The sequence below is a fragment of the Amycolatopsis sp. NBC_00345 genome, from assembly GCF_036116635.1.
Classification (GTDB): domain Bacteria; phylum Actinomycetota; class Actinomycetes; order Mycobacteriales; family Pseudonocardiaceae; genus Amycolatopsis.
In genome coordinates this window covers 3,338,403-3,355,723 of record NZ_CP107995.1, presented here as the reverse complement: position 1 = coordinate 3,355,723, position 17,321 = coordinate 3,338,403, and the positions used below count along the sequence as shown (strand labels likewise).

Annotated in this window: 13 protein-coding genes and 1 pseudogene; 7 read left to right on the top strand and 7 right to left on the bottom strand. The window is 71.0% G+C overall.

The genetic code is table 11. The features are described 5' to 3' along the window. Positions 1 to 46: 46 nt before the first annotated feature. Both OG943_RS14575 and OG943_RS14570 read left to right on the top strand, forming a co-directional pair. Positions 47 to 3,895 carry an nSTAND1 domain-containing NTPase gene (locus OG943_RS14575; protein ID WP_328610296.1) on the top strand — a complete coding sequence of 1,283 codons (3,849 nt, stop codon included), beginning with the start codon at positions 47 to 49 and terminating at the stop codon, positions 3,893 to 3,895. A 223-nt stretch (positions 3,896 to 4,118) separates the two neighbouring features. Continuing rightward, positions 4,119 to 4,967, top strand: coding sequence for a class I SAM-dependent methyltransferase (locus OG943_RS14570; protein WP_328610295.1), 849 nt, complete (start codon positions 4,119 to 4,121; stop codon positions 4,965 to 4,967). 56 nt (positions 4,968 to 5,023) lie between these two features. Here the strand turns inward: OG943_RS14570 and OG943_RS14565 are convergent, their stop codons facing one another. After that, positions 5,024 to 6,475 carry a CoA transferase gene (locus OG943_RS14565; protein WP_328610294.1) on the bottom strand — a complete coding sequence of 484 codons (1,452 nt, stop codon included), beginning with the start codon at positions 6,473 to 6,475 and terminating at the stop codon, positions 5,024 to 5,026. 122 nt (positions 6,476 to 6,597) lie between these two features. Between OG943_RS14565 and OG943_RS14560 the strand changes: the two genes are divergently transcribed. After that, positions 6,598 to 7,512 (top strand): LysR family transcriptional regulator, encoded by a 915-nt coding sequence (locus OG943_RS14560; protein WP_328610293.1) that lies wholly within the window; start codon positions 6,598 to 6,600, stop codon positions 7,510 to 7,512. Here OG943_RS14560 and OG943_RS14555 read toward each other — a convergent pair. The 4 genes from OG943_RS14555 to OG943_RS14540 all read right to left on the bottom strand — a co-directional run bounded on the left by OG943_RS14555 (position 7,463) and on the right by OG943_RS14540 (position 11,311). Next, positions 7,463 to 8,140, bottom strand: a complete 678-nt coding sequence (locus tag OG943_RS14555) for a response regulator transcription factor (RefSeq protein ID WP_328610292.1) — start codon at positions 8,138 to 8,140, stop codon at positions 7,463 to 7,465. The genes OG943_RS14560 and OG943_RS14555 overlap by 50 nt on opposite strands. Beyond that, a complete protein-coding gene (locus tag OG943_RS14550) occupies positions 8,137 to 9,453 on the bottom strand; it encodes a sensor histidine kinase (RefSeq protein WP_328610291.1) in 1,317 nt (438 codons plus the stop codon). The genes OG943_RS14555 and OG943_RS14550 overlap by 4 nt, the downstream gene beginning before the upstream one ends. Positions 9,454 to 9,533: 80 nt before the next feature. After that, positions 9,534 to 10,376, bottom strand: a complete 843-nt coding sequence (locus tag OG943_RS14545) for an ABC transporter permease (RefSeq protein ID WP_328610290.1) — start codon at positions 10,374 to 10,376, stop codon at positions 9,534 to 9,536. After that, positions 10,373 to 11,311, bottom strand: coding sequence for an ABC transporter ATP-binding protein (locus OG943_RS14540; protein WP_328610289.1), 939 nt, complete (start codon positions 11,309 to 11,311; stop codon positions 10,373 to 10,375). The genes OG943_RS14545 and OG943_RS14540 overlap by 4 nt, the downstream gene beginning before the upstream one ends. A 645-nt stretch (positions 11,312 to 11,956) precedes the next feature. Between OG943_RS14540 and OG943_RS14535 the strand changes: the two genes are divergently transcribed. After that, the gene (locus tag OG943_RS14535; protein ID WP_328610288.1) at positions 11,957 to 13,006 is read left to right on the top strand and encodes a S53 family peptidase; all 1,050 of its coding nucleotides are present in this window, start codon (positions 11,957 to 11,959) and stop codon (positions 13,004 to 13,006) included. A gap of 220 nt (positions 13,007 to 13,226) precedes the next feature. Beyond that, entirely contained in the window at positions 13,227 to 13,958 is a 732-nt protein-coding gene (locus OG943_RS14530) for a G1 family glutamic endopeptidase (protein ID WP_328610287.1), read from the top strand. Between the two features lie 856 nt (positions 13,959 to 14,814). Here the strand turns inward: OG943_RS14530 and OG943_RS14525 are convergent. Next, complete coding sequence (locus OG943_RS14525) at positions 14,815 to 15,249, bottom strand: winged helix-turn-helix transcriptional regulator (RefSeq protein WP_328610286.1); 435 nt, start codon at positions 15,247 to 15,249, stop codon at positions 14,815 to 14,817. A 77-nt stretch (positions 15,250 to 15,326) separates the two neighbouring features. Here OG943_RS14525 and OG943_RS14520 point away from each other — a divergent pair, with 77 nt between their 5' ends. Then, positions 15,327 to 15,851, top strand: coding sequence for a VOC family protein (locus tag OG943_RS14520; RefSeq protein ID WP_328610285.1), 525 nt, complete (start codon positions 15,327 to 15,329; stop codon positions 15,849 to 15,851). 34 nt (positions 15,852 to 15,885) lie between these two features. Then, a pseudogene (locus OG943_RS48345) lies at positions 15,886 to 16,349 on the top strand (recombinase family protein). Here OG943_RS48345 and OG943_RS14505 read toward each other — a convergent pair. After that, positions 16,327 to 17,175 carry an aminoglycoside phosphotransferase family protein gene (locus OG943_RS14505; protein ID WP_328610283.1) on the bottom strand — a complete coding sequence of 283 codons (849 nt, stop codon included), beginning with the start codon at positions 17,173 to 17,175 and terminating at the stop codon, positions 16,327 to 16,329. The pseudogene OG943_RS48345 and the gene OG943_RS14505 overlap by 23 nt on opposite strands. Positions 17,176 to 17,321: the final 146 nt, after the last annotated feature.

The window sequence follows — 17,321 nt, the reverse complement described above, 5'->3', positions numbered from 1 at the left end:
ACAACAAGGTCCGAACAATGAGGGCCGAGGTGAGGGGGCGGGGCGGATGCCACGTCGGGAGCGTCCGCTGGACCCGGACGGGGATGTGCTGTCGCGGTTTGCGGGGGCGTTGCGGCGGCTGCGGGAAGAAGCGGGCTGCCCGACTTACCGGGAGCTCGGGCAGCGGGCGCACTACGCGGCGGGGACGCTGTCCGACGCCGCCGGCGGCCGGAAGTTGCCGACGTTGCCGGTGACGCTGGCGTACGTGCGGGCTTGTCACGGTGACGTCGGCGAATGGGAACAGCAGTGGCATGCCGTCGCGGCCGAGCTGGCGAGCGGCGGCTCGGAGGCGCCCGCGCAGGAGACCGCAAGCGAAGGGGCGCCGTACGTCGGATTGGTGGCCCTGCAGTCCGCGGATGTGGACCGGTTCTTCGGGCGGGACCGGCTCGTGGACGAGCTGAGCGCGAAACTCGCCGAGTTCCGGTTTGTGGCTGTGGTCGGCGCTTCCGGGGCCGGGAAGTCCTCGCTGTTGCGCGCCGGGCTGGTCCCGCGGCTCCGCGATGACGCCGACGTCGTGCTGGTGTCGCCTGGGGCGCATCCGTTGGAGGAGTGCGCGATCCGGTTCGCGCCGCTGGTGCGGTCGACCGTCGCGGCCGTGCTCGCCGAGCTGGAGGCCGATCCCCGGAACCTGCACCGGCTCGCTCGCCAAGCGCTGGCCGGCCGGGCGGAGCGCGCCGAGCTCGTCCTCATCGTGGATCAGTTCGAGGAAGTGTTCACGCTGTGCGCCGATCCGGCCGAACGGGACCGTTTCCTCGACGCGCTGCTGCTCACCACGGCGGCCGCGGACAGCCGGCTGCGGATCGTCGTGGGCATGCGCGCGGATTTCTACCTGCACTGCGCGGAGCACGCCGAACTCGCGGCCGCCGTTTCCTCCGCGCAGGTGCTCGTCGGGCCGATGACCACCGCCGAGCTCCGGGACGTGATCGTCCAGCCCGCGGTCCACGCCGACTGCGCGGTGGAAGGCGCGCTGCTGGCGGAACTGGTGGCGGAGGCCGGCGGACGGCCGGGAGTGCTGCCCCTGCTGTCCCACGTGCTGCTGGAGACCTGGCGCCGAAGACGGGGAAACACCCTGACCCTGGCCGGATACCTTGCCGCGGGCGGGATTCAGGGCGCGCTCGCGCAGACCGCCGAAGACATCTACGCGGCTTTCGGCCCCGGGCAGCAGCGGCTCGTCAAGCAGTTGTTCCTGCGCCTGACCACAATCGGCGACGGCACCGGGAACACAAAACGCCGCCTCCACCGCAGTGAACTCGAGCCGGCCGACGAGGCCACCGGCGCCGTTCTCGCCCGCCTGGCCGGGGCGCGCCTCGTCACCATCGACGCCGACACGATCGACATCACCCACGAATCCCTCGTCACCGCGTGGCCGCGACTGCGCGAGTGGCTCGCCGGAGACCAGGAGAGCCTGCGCATCCACCGCCAGCTCACCGAAGCCACCGCGGTCTGGGAGTCACTGCGCCGCGATGCCGGAGTGCTCTACCGGGGCACCCGGCTGGGCATCGCGAAGGACTGGGCCGCGGCCGGCGACGTGTCGCTCACCGCCAGGGAACGCGAGTTCCTGCAGGCGAGCATCACCGCCGACGAGGCCGATCAGGCGGTGGCCCGCCGCCGCAATCGCCGTCTCCGTCAGCTGGTCGCCCTCCTCGCGGCCCTGCTCCTGCTGGCCACCGTCGCGACCGGGTACGCCGTCCACGCGCAGGACCAGGCCTCCGGGGAACGCGACATCGCGATCTCCCAGAAGGTCGCCGGCCAAAGCGATGCGCTGCGCACCGCCAACCCCGGGCTCGCCGCGCAGCTCGGCCTCGCCGCCTATGACCTCGCCCCGACCGCGGAAGCCCGCGGCACCGTGCTCAGCACTTTCGCGGCGCCGTATGCCACCCAGCTCACCAGCCACACCGACGGCGTCAACTCGCTGACCTTCAGCCCCACCCGGCATCTGCTGGCGACCGCCAGTGACGACCGCACCGCGCGGCTGTGGGACGTCGCCGATCCGCATCACCCGCGCGAGCTGGCCACGCTCGACGGCCGCGAGGAGGTGTACTCGGTCGCGTTCAGCCCGGACGAGCACATCCTCGCCACCGCCGCCCGCGATCACCTGGTCCGCCTGTGGGACATCACCGACCCGGCCCACCCGCACGAAGTGGCCGAGCTCATCGGCCACACCGACCGCGTCTACTCGGTGGCCTTCAGCCCGGACGGGCGCCTCATCGCGACCGCGGGCGAGGACCACACGATCCGGCTGTGGAACGTGGCCGACCTGCGCCGGCCGCAGCAGCTGATCACCCTCGCCGACCACCGGGATCGCGTGTACCAGGTCGTTTTCAGCCCCGACGGCCGCACCCTGGCCGGCGCCGGCGGCGACGGCACCGCCCGGCTGTGGGACGTCGCCGACCCGCCCCATTCGCACGCGCTCGCCATACTCACCGGGCACACGGACCGGGTCCGGGCCGTGGCGTTCAGCCCGGACGGGCGCACGCTCGCCACCGCCGGCCAGGACCGGACCGCCCGGCTCTGGGACGTCGCCGACCCGGCGCAGCCGCACTGGCTGGCCACGCTCACCGGCCACACGGACAAGGTCTATTCGGCGGCGTTCAGCCCGGACGGGCACACCCTGGCCACGGCGGGCCAGGACCGCACCGTCCGGACCTGGGACGTCACCGACCCGCGGAACCCACGCCCCGGCGCCGTGTTCACCGGCCACACCGAAATCGTCTGGTACGCGGCCTTCAGCCCCGATGGGCGCACGCTCGCCAGCTCCAGCTGGGACCGCACGGTCCGGCTCTGGGACATCGCCGACCCGCACCACCCCGGTCCCGCCTTCGCGCTGGCCGGTCCCGCCGGCGCGGTCTACTCGGCGGCGTTCAGCCTGGACCGGCGCACGGCCGCCACCGGCGGCGCCGACGGCACCGCGCGGCTGTGGAATGTCGCCGACCCGGCCCATCCCTGGGAAATCGCCATCCTCACCGGCCACGCCGGCCAGGTGCAGTCCGTCGCCTTCAGCGCGGACGGCCGTCTGCTCGCCACCGGCAGCGCCGACGGCACCGCCCGGCTGTGGGACCTCACCGACCTGGCCCACCCGCGAGCGCTCGCGACCCTGGCCGGCTACAGCAACATCGTCAACTCGGTGGTGTTCAGCCCGGACCGGCGTTTCGTGATCACTGCCAGCAGCGACGCCACCGTCCGGCTCTGGGGCATCGCCGACCCCGTGCACCCCCGCCCGCTGGCCACCCTGACCAGTCACGTCGGCCCGGTCTACGCCGCGGCCGTCAGCCCGGACGGGCGCACCATGGCCACGGCGGGCTGGGACGCGACGATCCGCCTGTGGGACATCACCGATCCCGGCCGGCCCCGTCAGCTGGCCGCGGTCACCGGGCACGCCGGCCCCGTCTGGTCGGTCGCGATCAGCCCGGACGGGCGCACGATGGCCACCGGGGGAGACGACCGCACCGGCCGGCTCTGGGACATCACCGATGCCGCCCACCCGCGGGCACTGGGCACCCTCACCGGGCACGCCGGCCACCTCTACTCCGTCGCGTTCAGCCCCGACGGCCACACCGTGGCCACCGCCAGCGACGACCACACCGTGCGGCTCTGGGACATCGCCGACCTGCGGCAGCCACAGTTCCTGGCCGCCCTGACGGGCCACACCAACCGCGTCTGGTCCGTCGCGTTCAGCCCGGACGGCCACACGGCGGCCACCGCCGGCGACGACGGAACCACGCTCCTGCGCGAAACCGACCTCGCTTCCGCCGCTCGCTACATCTGCCAGACGACGCCCGCCATCAGCACCGCGGACTGGCACCAGTTCTTCCCCGAGCGGGCTTACCAGCCACCCTGCGCTCAGGCGGCTGAATAGGGGGCCGACCTCGGCTGCGATCGGCCGAGGGGCTTGCACCGGGTCAGTACGGTAGGGGACGGATCGCCCAGTCCCCGCGACCGCCGCTTCCAGCGAGCGCCCCGGTGTCATCGGCAGTCCGGAGCGGGCCAGGCAGCTCTTTCGGCCGGGTCCGGGCCCGGAATCCAGCTGGTCACGCTGTGTGGGGCGACGCCCTGCTCGATCAGATCTAGGAGCCTGGCCCGTGCCTTTCGACTCGACCGGCAAGATCTCGTTCGACCACATCTACACCGCACCCGACCCGCGCCCGTACTACGGGACGCTGCGTCGCGTGGATTACCAGATTCCGCAGCTCGCGAAGCCGTACTTCACGAAACTGATCGAGGAATATCAGGCAGAGCGCGGAAATCCGCAGCCGACGGTGCTGGATGTCGGTTGTTCGTACGGCGTCAACGCCGCGTTGCTGCGCTGCGAAACGAGCTTGGACGAGCTCTACGCGCAGTACACCGAACCCGGCGTCGGAGACCTCGATCGCGAAGCGCTGCTCGACCGCGACCGGCGGCTGGTGCGCACCCACTCGATCCCCGACGGGGCCCGGTTCTTCGGCCTCGACGCGTCGGGACCGGCCTTGGCGTACGCGCGGTCCGCGGGGTTCCTCGACAACACGATCCGCGCGGACTTCGAACAGGATGACCCGGACCCGGCGCAGCAGGCGCTGCTGGACCAGGTGGACCTCGTCGTGTCGACCGGCTGCGTCGGCTACGTCACCGAGCGCACGATCGACCGGATCGCCCGCGGTTCACGGCCGTGGATGGCGCATTTCGTGCTGCGGATGTTCTCGTACGAGCCGGTCGCGGAGCGCCTGGCCGAGCTGGGCTACGAAACGGCGAGCGTCGACGAGGTGTTCCGGCAGCGGCGATTCGCCTCCGGCGAGGAGCAGGCTCATATCCTGGACGCACTGGCCGGCGCCGGAGTCGACCCCACCGGGCTCGAGTCCGAAGGCTGGCTGTACGCGCAGCTGTACGTTTCCCGGCCGGTGAAAGGCGCGGCCGCCGGGCTCGCGTCCGCGCTCAGCACCGTGTCCACCGAGTGACTTTCGCGTGTTCCGCTGGGGTGCGCCGGGATCGGAACGCCCGGCGCACCGCGTGCTCAGCGGCCGAGCCACTCCGGACGTGAGCTCCCGAGTTCCGGCGTGGTTCGCGACCAGCGCGGCTGCGTCTCGTCCATCCGGATCACCGGGCCGAGGCTCTTGAGGTCGCCGTAGCTCGTCTGGTCGTCGCGGATCGCGTAGCGGTCGAACTCGTCCGGGCGCAGCTGTCCGGGGGCGGCGGTGAAATCGTCGAGCAAACCCTGGCGCTGCAAGAGCATCGCGGATTGGCAGAGCGAGACCTGCACGTGGTACGAGCCGCCTTCGCGGGCGCGGCGGGAGAGAGCGAGCATGGCGCCGTAGCCGGCCAGGAACCCGGTGAGGAAATCGCACAGGTACACCGGCGTCAGCTGGGGCTTGCCGCCGTTCGCCGCGCTGCCCTGGATGTCGCAGACGCCGGTGACGGCCTGCGCGACCTGGTCCCAGCCGGCGCGGGAGCCGAACGGGCCGCCGGAGCCGAAACAGTTCACGGTCACGTACACGATGCCCGGTCGTTGCTGGGCGAGGTCAGCCGGGCCGAAGCCGTGTGCCGCCATGCGGTGCGGACGGTAGCCCTCGACGAACACGTCGGCGTCCCCGGCCAGTTCCCGCAGCCGCGCCGCCTCGTCCGGCTGGGTGTAGTCGAGGTAGGTGCTGCGCTTGCCATGGCTGGTGTCACGCACGAACGGCGGCACCTGGGGCAGCTGCGGCGCGGTCACCATCAGCACGTCGGCGCCGTGCTCGGCCAGGCTCAGCGCCGCGGTGGGACCGGCGAGGATGCGGGTCAGGTCGAGCACGCGGACGCCGGACAGCGGATGGGTGCCGCGCTCGCCACCGGGCAGGGGCTCGGGCTCGCTGTCCCCGATCTTGGTGATCTGCACGACGGGGCGGGTGGCGAGGTGGGCGCCGTGTGGATGGGCCAGCCATTCCCCGGGGGTGCGGACGACCCCGCCGCACGCGCCGGCCGCGGCGATGGCGTCTTCGAGGTCGTCCGCCTTCCACTTCCGCACCGCGGCCCGCACCGATTCGGGCGTGGGGTCGCAGCGCAGTACGTCCAGCACCCGGCGTTCGAGGTGCGGGAGGTTGAAGTGCGGGAGGAAGAAGCGGCCGTCCGCGGTCGGCCAGGGCTGGGTGAGCGAGACCATGTGCTCCACGGCGGGGGAGAGCGGCGCGGGACGGTACTCGCCGTCGGCGCCGCGGACGAGGGTCATGTCCTCGCCGCCGAGCGCGGTCGCCGCGGCGGCCCGGACGTCGACGCTGATCCGCTGACGGCGGCCGGTGCGCAGCTCCCAGAGGTCGTTGGCCGCGACGGCGCGCGCCGCGAGTGCGTCGGCGAGCGTCGCCCCGATGCGCAACGGCGACGTGAACAGCGGGTCCGAGCCGGTGATCGTCACCTCGCCGGCGACGGGGCCGGCGCCGTCGCGCAGGGCCATGAGTTCGTCGAACGCGCTGAGGTTCCTGGTGGTGGTGCTCATGCCGACCGTCCTTTTCGGAGCTTTCCCTGGTGGTTTCCACGGTAGGGATCCGGAAGACGGCGGGGAAATGCTTGTCGTGGCGAGCCCATGCGCGCGCGGCATGGCTGGGTAGGCTGCGGGGCATGGAGGTGGAGCTGCGGCACTTGCGCGCGTTCGTCACGGTCGCGACGCGGCGCACGTTCACGGCCGCCGGCCGGGAGCTGCTGATCACCCAGCCGGCGCTGACCCGCACGATCCAGCAGCTGGAGGAGGCGGTCGGGACGCGTCTGCTGGAACGCACCCCGCACGGGGTCGAGCCGACGGAGGCCGGCGGCGAGCTGCTCGCCCGGCTGCGCGTGGTGCTGGGTGACCTGGACGCGGCCCTGGCCGCCGCCGGAGGGCACGCGGGACTGCGGATCGGGTTCCAGTGGGCGTTGCCGGACCCGTGGATCGGTGACCTGCTTTCGGCGTTCGAGTCGGCGACGGCCGCGCGGGCGACTCTGCTGCGGCGGGACGACATCGTGGCCGCCCTGCAGTCGGGTGAGGTCGACGCCGCCTTGGTGCGCGGGAACGTTGACGCCTCCGGCATCACCGGCACGGTGCTGTTCGAGGAGGAGCGCCTCGCCGCGGTCGCGACCGGATCGGAGCTGACGGCCCGCGCGGAGCTGGAATGGGCGGAGCTGGCCGGGCACACGCTGGTCTTCAACACGGTCAGCGGGGCGACGGGCCCGGAAGACTGGCCGCCGGGGAACCGGCCCCGCGACGTCGTCGAATGCGGCAGCTACGACGAGTGGCTGACCATCATCGCGGCGGGCCGGGGGATCGGGTCCACCACGGCCTCGGCGGCGCGGGCGCACACCCACGCCCGCGTGACGTACCTGCCGCTGCGGGGCGCGCCCACGGTTTCGCTGCGGCTGTTGTGGCCGGCCCGGCGCACGAGCGATCCGCTGCTGCGCCGTTTCGGCGAACTGGCGTCGTCTCCTCCGATGAGGACGGACGCGGCCGAGGTCAGGCAGGCCCGCGGGGCCGGGTCAGGCCGAGGTCGTAGGCGACGATGACGGCCTGGATCCGGTCGCGGGCCCCGATTTTCGCCAGTACCCGGCCGACGTGGGTCTTGACCGTGGACTCCGAGAGCACCAGGCGCCCGGCGATCTCGCCGTTGGTCCAGCCCTGCCCGATGGCGACCAGGATCTCCCGCTCGCGTTCGCTCAGGGCCAGCCAACGGGGATCGCCGAGGCTTCCCCGCGCGTCGGTGCCGTCGGGGAGACGGTGGGCGTACGTGTCGAGCAGACGGCGGGTGAGGGCGGGCGCGATCACGGCGTCACCGATGGCGACGGCCCGGATTCCGGCGAGCAGCTCCTCCGGCTGGGCGTCCTTGAGCAGGAAGCCGCTGGCGCCCGCGCGGAGTGCGGCGTAGGCGTACTCGTCCAGGTCGAACGTGGTCAGCACGAGGACCCGCGACCGTCCGCCGGTGGCGACGATGTGCCGGGTCGCCTCGATCCCGTCCATGCCGGGCATGCGGATGTCCATGAGGACCACGTCGGGACGCAGCTCGGCCGTCCGGCGCACGGCTTCGGCCCCGTGCGCGGCTTCGCCGGCCACCTCGGTGTCGGGCGCCGCCTCCAGCAGCATGCGGAAACCGAAGCGCTGCAACGGCTGGTCGTCGACGATGAGGACGGTGGTCACGCCGCACCGCCCGAGGCGCCGGGGGCCGAGGCGAGGTCGAGGACGGTCTGCACGGTCCAGCCGCCGCCGGATCCGGGGCCCGCGGTGACGGTGCCGTCGTACAGCGCCGCGCGTTCGCGGATGCCGGCCAGCCCGTGCCCTTCCACGGGTGACTGTTCGGGCGGCCTGCGGTGGTCGGGCGCGCCGGTGTCGTGGACGCGGATGCTCAGCTGCGTGCCCTCCGCGGTGAGCTGGACGTGCGCGCGGGTGCGGGGACCGGCGTGCTTGAGCGTGTTGGTCAGTGCTTCCTGGACGATGCGGTAGGCCATCAGCTGCACGCCGCGGTCCAGCGCGTCGAGGTCGCCGCCGGACTGGTAGACGACGTCGGGGCCGGCCGCCCGGATCCGGGCGCACAGCGCGTCGAGGTCGGCGATACAGGGCTGCGGGTTGAGCTCCGGGGTGTCGGACTGCTCGCGCAGGACGCCGAGCATGCGCCGCATTTCGCCGAGCGCCTGGCGGCCGGCGTCCCCGACCAGCCGCAGCGCCTCCTTGGCCCGCTCGGGCCGGGTTTCGGCCGCGTACCCGCCGCCGTCGGCCAAGGTGATGATGACCGACAGGCTGTGGCCGATGATGTCGTGCATTTCCCGGGCCACCCGGGCGCGTTCGGTCGCGGCGGCGAGCTTGCTGCGCTGGTCGCGTTCGAGTTCGAGGATGGCGGTGCGCTCGCGCAGGCTGGCGAGCTGGGTGCGGCGGATCCGCACCGCGAGGCCGAGCGCGGCGGCCGCGGTCGCCGCGGAGAGCAGGACGAACAGGGCCTCCCAGATGGAGAACACCGCGGAGACCTTGATCGCGAGCGGCACCATCACGCCGACGGTGGCGGCGCAGGCCCACGGCAGCTGCCGGAGCCGTCCGTGCAGCGCGACGCTGTAGAGCGCGATCAGCAGCGCGACGTCGGCGCGCAGGAACACGCCCATCGACCACTGGACGAGGAACACCGCCGCGATCACGGCGAACGAGAGGACGGGGGCCCGGCGCCGCCACAGCAGCGGCAGCACGAGCGCGAGCTGCACCGCGAGCGTGCCGGCCAGGGGCAGGTGCGTGAGGGTGAACGCCAGCTGGCGTTCACCGTGCTGATCGCCGGTTTCGTCGCCACGGACCAGGTCCGGCAGGCAGGACACCAGGAAGACGGCGATCACCACGGCCGTGTCGAGCACCCACGGATGCTTGCCGTCCGCCTGCCGCAGGCGCTGGCCCGCCTGCGCCAGCCGGGTGAGCAGCGGGTGCGTCGGCACCGGGGCGGGCCCGGTCCCCGGCCCGGCGGCGTCGCTGCTCACGGCTGTCACCTGCTCATTGTGGACGAGTGGGGCCGGCGCGGCGCTTCGGCACCGCGCCGGCGGTACACGAGGGCTCCGGGTCAGGCGTCGGTCCGCTTCAGCCGGTAGGCGGCCCCGGCCAGTGCCAGCACCGTCCAGCCGAGGAAGACGAGCAACCCGGCCGTCGGGGACAGCGTGGTCGAATCGTGGGTCAGCGCGAACATCGACTGGCCGGCGTTGCTCGGCAGGTACGGGCTGATGTCGCCCTGCCAGCTCGTCGGGAGCAGCGAGATCAGTCCGGGGATCAGCATCAGCACGCCGACCAGCACCGCGATGCCGCCCGCGACCGACCGCAGCAGGGCGCCCAGCGCGACGCCGAGGACACCGACCAGTCCGAGATAGAGGCCCGCGCCCAGCAGGCTCCGCACCACACCGGACCCCGAGAGCGTCATCGCCGCGTGGGTGTCGGACAGGATGCCGCTGTCGAAGACGAACGTGACGAACACGCCGACGACCGCGACCACCAGTGCGACCAGGCCGAACACCGCCGCCTTGGACCACAGCACCGGAAGACGGCGGGGTACGCCGGCCAGCGTGGAGCGGATCATGCCGGTCGAATACTCGCCCGCGCTGACCAGCACGCCGAGCACGCCCAAGGCCAGCTGCGCGAAAGTGATGCCGAACAGCGAGAGGCTCACGGCGGTGGCCTGGGCGAAATCCCGGTCCATGCGCTCGCCGGAACTGATCCGGGAGTGGTACTGGGCCGCGGCGATCAGGCCGATGGCGACCATGAGGACCAGGGCGATGCCGAGGGTGATCCAGGTGGAGCGCAGCGACCAGAGCTTCGCCCATTCCGAGCGCAGCACGCGCCGTCCGGTCACCTTGTAGACCGGGCGGGCGGACTGTGCGGCCGGGGCCGGCGGGGCCGGAGTCGTGGTGGTCATGCCGCCCTCCCGAGCGTCTCGAGGCCGGCGGTGGTGCCGTGGTACTCCACGGAATCCCGGGTCAGGTCCATGAACGCCTCCTCCAGGGAGACGGTCCTCGCGGTGAGTTCGAACAGGGCGATGCCGTGCTCGGCCGCCTTCAAGCCGATGGCGCGGGCGGTCATCCCGGTCACCTGCAGCTCTTCGGAGCCGGCGTGGCCGGTGATCCCGACGCCGGGTCCGGCCAGGACCTCGCGCAGCCGGGCCGGGTCCGCGGTGGCGACCTGGACGGTGTCACCGCCGGCGTCGCGGACCAGCTCGTCCACGGTGGTGTCGGCGAGCAAACGGCCGCGCCCCACGATGATGAGGTGCTCCGCGACGAGGGCCATCTCGCTCATCAGGTGCGAGGACACGAAAACGGTGCGTCCCTCGGCGGCGAGCCCGAGGAGCAGGTTGCGGATCCAGAGCACGCCCTCGGGGTCCAGCCCGTTCACCGGCTCGTCGAGCATGACCGTCGCCGGATCACCCAGCAGCGCCGCGGCGATGCCGAGGCGCTGGCCCATGCCGAGGGAGAACTTGCCGGCCCGCTGCTTCGCCACGGACTGCAGCCCGGCCAGCTCGATCACCTCGTCGACGCGGCGGCGCGGGATCCCGTGGGTGTAGGCCTGCGCCAGCAGGTGGTCCACGGCGGACCGTCCAGGGTGGACGGACTTGGCTTCCAGCAGCGCGCCGACTTCCTGCAGCGGTGCGCTGTGCTCGGCGTAACGGCGGCCGTTGACGGTCACGGACCCGCTGGTCGGGGCGTCCAGGCCGAGGATCATCCGCATCGTGGTGGACTTGCCCGCGCCGTTGGGCCCGAGGAACCCGGTGACGATGCCGGGCCGGACGGTGAAGTCCAGCCGGTCCACCGCCGTCTTCTCCCCGTACCGCTTGGTCAGCTGGTGTGCGTCGATCATCGCCTGCCCCCTGCTCCGCGCGCCGGACTCCCCGGCTCGTCTCCCCTCTCACGCTAGGAGCGGGGCGGCCGGGATCGGTGGTACCGCAGGGGTAACCGCGGGCACGGGGTAGTACCGCGGTACCAGCGGGACATGATCAGTATGGTTGGAGAATTACAGTCAGACGCCGCGGCGGACGGGTATACCGCGTTTACCGCCTGGGCGACACCCTCAAAAGTCCATCGCCAGGACATCGGCGCGCTGAATTGATTTCCGGGCGCGGTCCCGCCGGGTCAGTTTGGGTGATTTCGGGCGTTTTGCCTGCGTGAGGCCATGGGGCGGCCTTGCCGTGCAAGGTGATTCGGGGTTGTCGAATGGACTATTACGCTGATCCATTTGGCGGTAACAGTGGATCTTCCGGCAGAAACATTCCCGACTTACGAAGGGTTGATTACTTTCCACCGCCTGAGTTGAATCCCTCAAGGATCGAGCGAAAACCTTGGAGGCGCAATGCGCAGAACTATGCGAGGCCTGTCCGCAATTGTCGGATTCGCGTCGTTCGTCTTGGTGTTGGGGGGATCGCTGCCGGCTCAGGCAAGCCCGGCCGCGGCACCCCTGCAGCCCGACACAACCCATGCCTGCAACCAGAACGTGCAGCCTGGTCACGTGACTTGCTTCGCGCTCAAGCGGACCGACATCAAGGAAGCGGCTCTCGCTCCGAACGCGGCCCCGTCCGGGCTGGGGCCGTCGGACATCAAGTCCGCCTACAAGCTCGGTGACGGCGGGTCCGGCCAGACCGTGGCCATTGTGGACGCCAACGACGACCCGAACGCGGAGTCGGACCTGGCGGCCTACCGTTCGCAGTTCGGGCTGCCCGAGTGCTCGACGGCGAACGGCTGCTTCAGCAAGGTCAACCAGAACGGCAAGGCGAGCCCGCTGCCGACCGCGGACAGCGGCTGGGCCGGCGAGATCTCGCTCGACGTCGACATGGTCTCCGCCACCTGCCCCGCCTGCAAGATCCTGCTGGTGGAAGCCGACAGCGCGACCATCGAAAACCTCGGCCAGTCGGTCAACACCGCGGTGTCGCTCGGGGCGAAGTACGTCTCGAACAGCTACGGCGGCGGCGAGGACGGGTCGGAAGCCAGCTACGACTCGCAGTACTACAGCCACCCCGGTGTCGCGGTCACCGCGAGCACCGGTGACAGCGGTTACGGCGCCAGCTACCCGGCGACCGGCGCCGGCGTCACCGCGGTCGGCGGCACTTCGCTGACCGCGGACGGTTCCAGCCGCGGCTGGAGCGAGTCGGCGTGGAGCGGTGCCGGGAGCGGTTGCTCCAGCTCCGTCGCCAAGCCGTCCTTCCAGTCGAGCGTCGACACCGGCTGCGACAAGCGCGGCGAGGCCGACGTCTCGGCGGTCGCCGACCCGAACACCGGTGTCGCGGTCTACCAGACCTACGGTGGCTCGGGCTGGGCCGTTTACGGTGGCACCAGCGCTTCTTCGCCGATCATCGCCAGCGTTTACGCACTGGCGGGCGCGCCGGGGGCTTCGGACAGCCCGAACTCCTACCCGTACGCCCACGCCGACGGTCTGTTCGACGTCACCACTGGCAGCAACGGTTCCTGCGACGCCAGCCAGCAGTGCAACGCCGGCACCGGATGGGACGGCCCGACCGGGCTGGGCACCCCGAACGGCACGGCGGCTTTCGCCGGGGCGTGAAAACAAACTGCGGCGCGACGAAGTCCCGCGTCCGCGGTAAGGAATGACAGACGTATGGGTGGAGCACCAGCCGGTGCTCCACCCATACGTCTTTCGAGGGCGAATTCGCTTTCGGTTCAGCACTTCCGTAGGTGCAGCTGATCTTGATATCCCGATACCGTGAACGAATCACGCAGTAAAGGCCGACCTTTTCTGCCAAACCGTTCACAGGAGCGATTTCATGAGAATCAGTTCGACGAGAAGACGGGGTACGATCACGCTCGCCGCCGCATTCGCGGTTGTTTTCCTGGCCGCGCCGACGACAGCGTCGGCCGGCGGTTTCGGCCCGTACTCGCCCCAGGACAATGTCTGGGGCGGTTACGTGGCGACCGGCTCGAACTTCACCACGATCTCGGGCTCCTGGGTGGAGCCCGAAGTCACCTGCAACTCCCAGAACGACGTGTTCGCCCCCTGGGTCGGCGTCGACGGCTACGGCTCGCAGACCGTCGAGCAGACCGGCGTCGAAACCAACTGCGAAAACGGCTCGCCGCAGTACCGCGCGTGGTACGAAATGTACCCCGCCGCGCCGGTCTACTGGGACGACGCCGTCAGCGCCGGCGACCACTTCACCGGCAAGGTCGAGGACACCGGCGGCGGAAACTACGACATCACGCTCACCGACGACACCGCGGGCTGGACGGAACACACGACGCAGAACCTGGGCGCGTCCGACGTGAGCGCCGAAGCGGTCATCGAATCGCCGTCGCAGAGCTATCCGTCCTTTTCCTCACTGGACTTCTCCGGAATCACGGTCAACGGCCAGGTTTTCGACACCTACTCCCCGCAGGGACTCGACAGCGGCGGCTACCAGCCGAGCCAGCTGTCGAACGGCGCGTTCTCCATGACCGGCGGATTCGCCCAGGCGCACACGCGCCACAGCCAGGCGAAGCCCCAGGCACCGATTCGCTACTGAGCACACCGGCCGAGTTGGCGTGGCAACGCCAGAAGCGGTAGCTGCCTCGCTGGTGGACCGGACCGGTTCACCAGCGAGGCAGAACCTTGATAGGCAGGCCGCTAGCCGCGCTGCTCCGTACTTGGGCATAGCCGGTCAGTGACCAGCGGCGCCCGGCGCCGATGAGCGCCGGCTGGGCGCACCGCGGGACGCTCGACGAGCAGCGGTCCGCGACGTATTCGCACGACGCGGCGAGTGCGCGGATCGAGTAGTTGACGGCGGCGGATTACCGGCGCCGGCGTGACGTCGGAGTCCGCGGGTTCACTTCTGCGATCTGATGGTCCGGACTGGCCTGCGGGCGTCCGAGCAGGCGGCGCTGAGCGTCTTCGAGGTTCCTCGTGTTCGGGAAACCATTAGCTATCAACGGTTCTGGCTGTCGATCGCGATCGTGAAAGGCAGTTCGGCACGTGGGGTCTACGCCCCGGGGCCGGTGGTGGCCGGCCTGGTCGCCTACGCCGAGATCGACCGGGTGGAGATGGTCGAACAGGCGCCGCCTGCGTCATCCGCTGGTGGTGCCGATCGGGCGAGGCCGGTCGCGGTGCAGGTCACCGGGGACGGCGCCGGCAGGTGGGTGAAGGTCGCGCAGCTGGTTCCGCGGGAGTGGCGGGAGCTGCTGGTTAAGGGGGCTGGAGCCGGCGTTGCTCTGGCTGGGCGAGCACGGCTTGCCGCTGTCGCCGCACCGCTGGAAGAAGATGTTCGCCGAGGTCAACGATCGCTGCGCGCAGGCCAGGCCGGGTCAGCTCCGTCCGCACCGCGCCTGGCTTGCGCACAGCGGGCGTGGGCACGCTCAGCGTCTTGGCGAGCTGGGGCACGGGTGTCATTCGGCGTCGTAGCGGTGGCGGGCGCTTTCGATCTCTTCGTGGTGGTCGGTGACCCACTGGGCGAGTGCGTGGACGATGGTGCGCAGGCTCTGGCCCAGTGGCGTGAGTTGGTATTCGACGCGTGGGGGCACTTCGGCGTAGACGGTGCGGGAGACGACTCCGTCGCGTTCCAGGTGGCGCAGGGTGAGGGTGAGCATGCGCTGGGAGACGCCTGGAACTCGCTGTTGCAGGGCGCCGAACCGCAAGGGGCCGTGGCTGAGGATGCCGATGGCCAGGACTGACCATTTGTCGCCGATTCGGTCGAGGGTTTCCCGGAACCTTTGGCCGTTGTCCGGCCAGCTCTCGCACGGGTGGGGGGCATCGGCGGGCCAGGTGTCGCCTGGGTGCGGGGCGGTGGCGTGGTCAGGATCAGTGGTGTGCTTTGCGTACATCAAAGTGCCTTTTGTGAGGTCATCGCTGCATCCCTACGGTGGGGTTACGTACTGATCGTAACTAAGCAAGGAGTGACATGCCGGTCCAGCGTCTCAACCACGCCGTGCTCTACGTCCGCGACGTCGAACGCAGCGTCGCCTTCTACGCCGACCTGTTGGGCTTCCGCACCGTCTTCCGTCTCCACGCCGACGGCGACAAGGTGCCCGAGGGCGCGTTCCTGCAGGCTGAGGAGTCGGCCAACGACCACGATCTGGCCTTCCTCCAGATCGAGGGCCCGGATTCCCCGCAGGGCCCGGGCCGGCGCCCCGGGCTCGCGCACCTGGCGTGGGAGGTGGACACCCTGGCCGAGCTTCAGCGGATCCGCGGCAAGCTGGTGCGGGCGGGTGCGCTGGCCAACGAGATCGACCACGGCACCACCAAGTCGCTGTATGTCAGCGACCCGGACGGCCTGGAGTTCGAAGTGTGCTGGCTGGTGCCCGCCGACAGGAGCGGCGGGTTGGAACGCGAGGCTTTCACGCCGCTCGACCTGGACTCGGTCACCGCACAATTCGGCGCCGACCTCCCAGGCGGGACCGGCGTCTCCGCTCCGGCCCGCCACTGAACCAGCGAACGCCGTCTTTCCCTGGCGGGCCAGCATGTCCGGCCCGCCAGGGCTCGGTGAGCCGGGCCTCCTCGTCGCCGAACCGCTCATCCGCACCGAGGTCAAGATCGGATACGCCCGAGGCTCGACCAGCGTGCAGAAGCTGGAGCGGCAGCTCGACGCGCTCACCGCCGCCGGGAGCCGGAAGATCTTCGCGGACAAGAAGTCCGGCAAGAACGCCTCCGACCCGAACTGAAGGCGTGCCACGCCTTCCTCGACCCCGGCGGCACCCTCGTCGTCCCGAGTCTGGACCGCTACGGCCGCAGCCTCCAGGACCTCATCAACAGGGTCGCCGAACTGCGCGCGCGAGATCGGCTTCACCTCACTGCACGAGAACCTCGACACCACCACCCCCGGCCGCTCGATCAGCTCGAAGCACCGAGAAAATGCGGGATCGCAGGCACGTCTGACCACTCGGCCAATAAACGGTCAACGGTCATGCTGAAACCGGGTGGATAGCCAGCCAAGCGACGACGGCGCGGACGAAACCGTCGACGTGCGCCAGGGGTTTGCCGGTGAACACCGCGTGGAGGTGCTCGATCCCGACGGGGTCGTTCCAGGCCCGGGCGCGTCGGCGGGTTTTCTCGTCGGTGGTGCGGAGGACGTCCCAGCCGTGCCAGGTCGCGATGAGTGCGGCGTCGATGGCGGGGTCGGACAGGATCGCCAGGTCCCAGTCGAGGACGCCGGTCAGCTTGCCGTCCTCGCCGAAGTGGACGTTGCTGCCGCCGAGGTCGCCGTGGACGAGCCTGGGCGGGACGTCTTCGAGCGCCAGCAGTGTGTCCAGCCGTTGCCGGACTCCGTCACGCCACTTCGCCGGCAGGCGCGGAACGACCTCGTCGTTCAGGATGTCGGCCCATCCCAGGCCGTCGGCGTACCGGCGCGGCGTGTGGAGCACGGCCTTGAGTTCCGGGGAGATCTCGACCTCGCGCAGTGTCTCCAAGAGCGGGCCGAACGCCGCCGGGTCCCCGATGCCTTCCGGCAGCCCCTCGCCGTCGATCCATGAAATCGCGACGGCCGCGCGTTCTCCGAACGTGGTCACCGCGGTCAGCGGCTCCGGTACGGCGAAAGGCAGGCCGGCTGCCGCGACGGCTCGCAGAACCTCGACCCGGCGCGGCAACTCGGCGGCGGCGTTGGGGCGCTTGCTGATGCGCACCGCGGCGACGCCGGGGAACAGCACGACGTGGTGCATGTTCCCTTCCTCGGCAAGGCGTGCGGAGCCGAGGGGAGCGTCGGGGACCAGTGCTTCGGCGATTTCCAGCAGGTCGGTCGGGACTGCTTGAGGCATCCCGCCATTCTGCCGGGCCGCCGCCCACGTTGACGCCCGCCGTGTCCATGGGGGACGGTGGGCTGCCGGATCGCCAGAGCGAGGGAGCCACCACGATGCCCAGTGCCACGTTCACCTACGAGGCCGCGGACGGGCTGGCCGTCGTC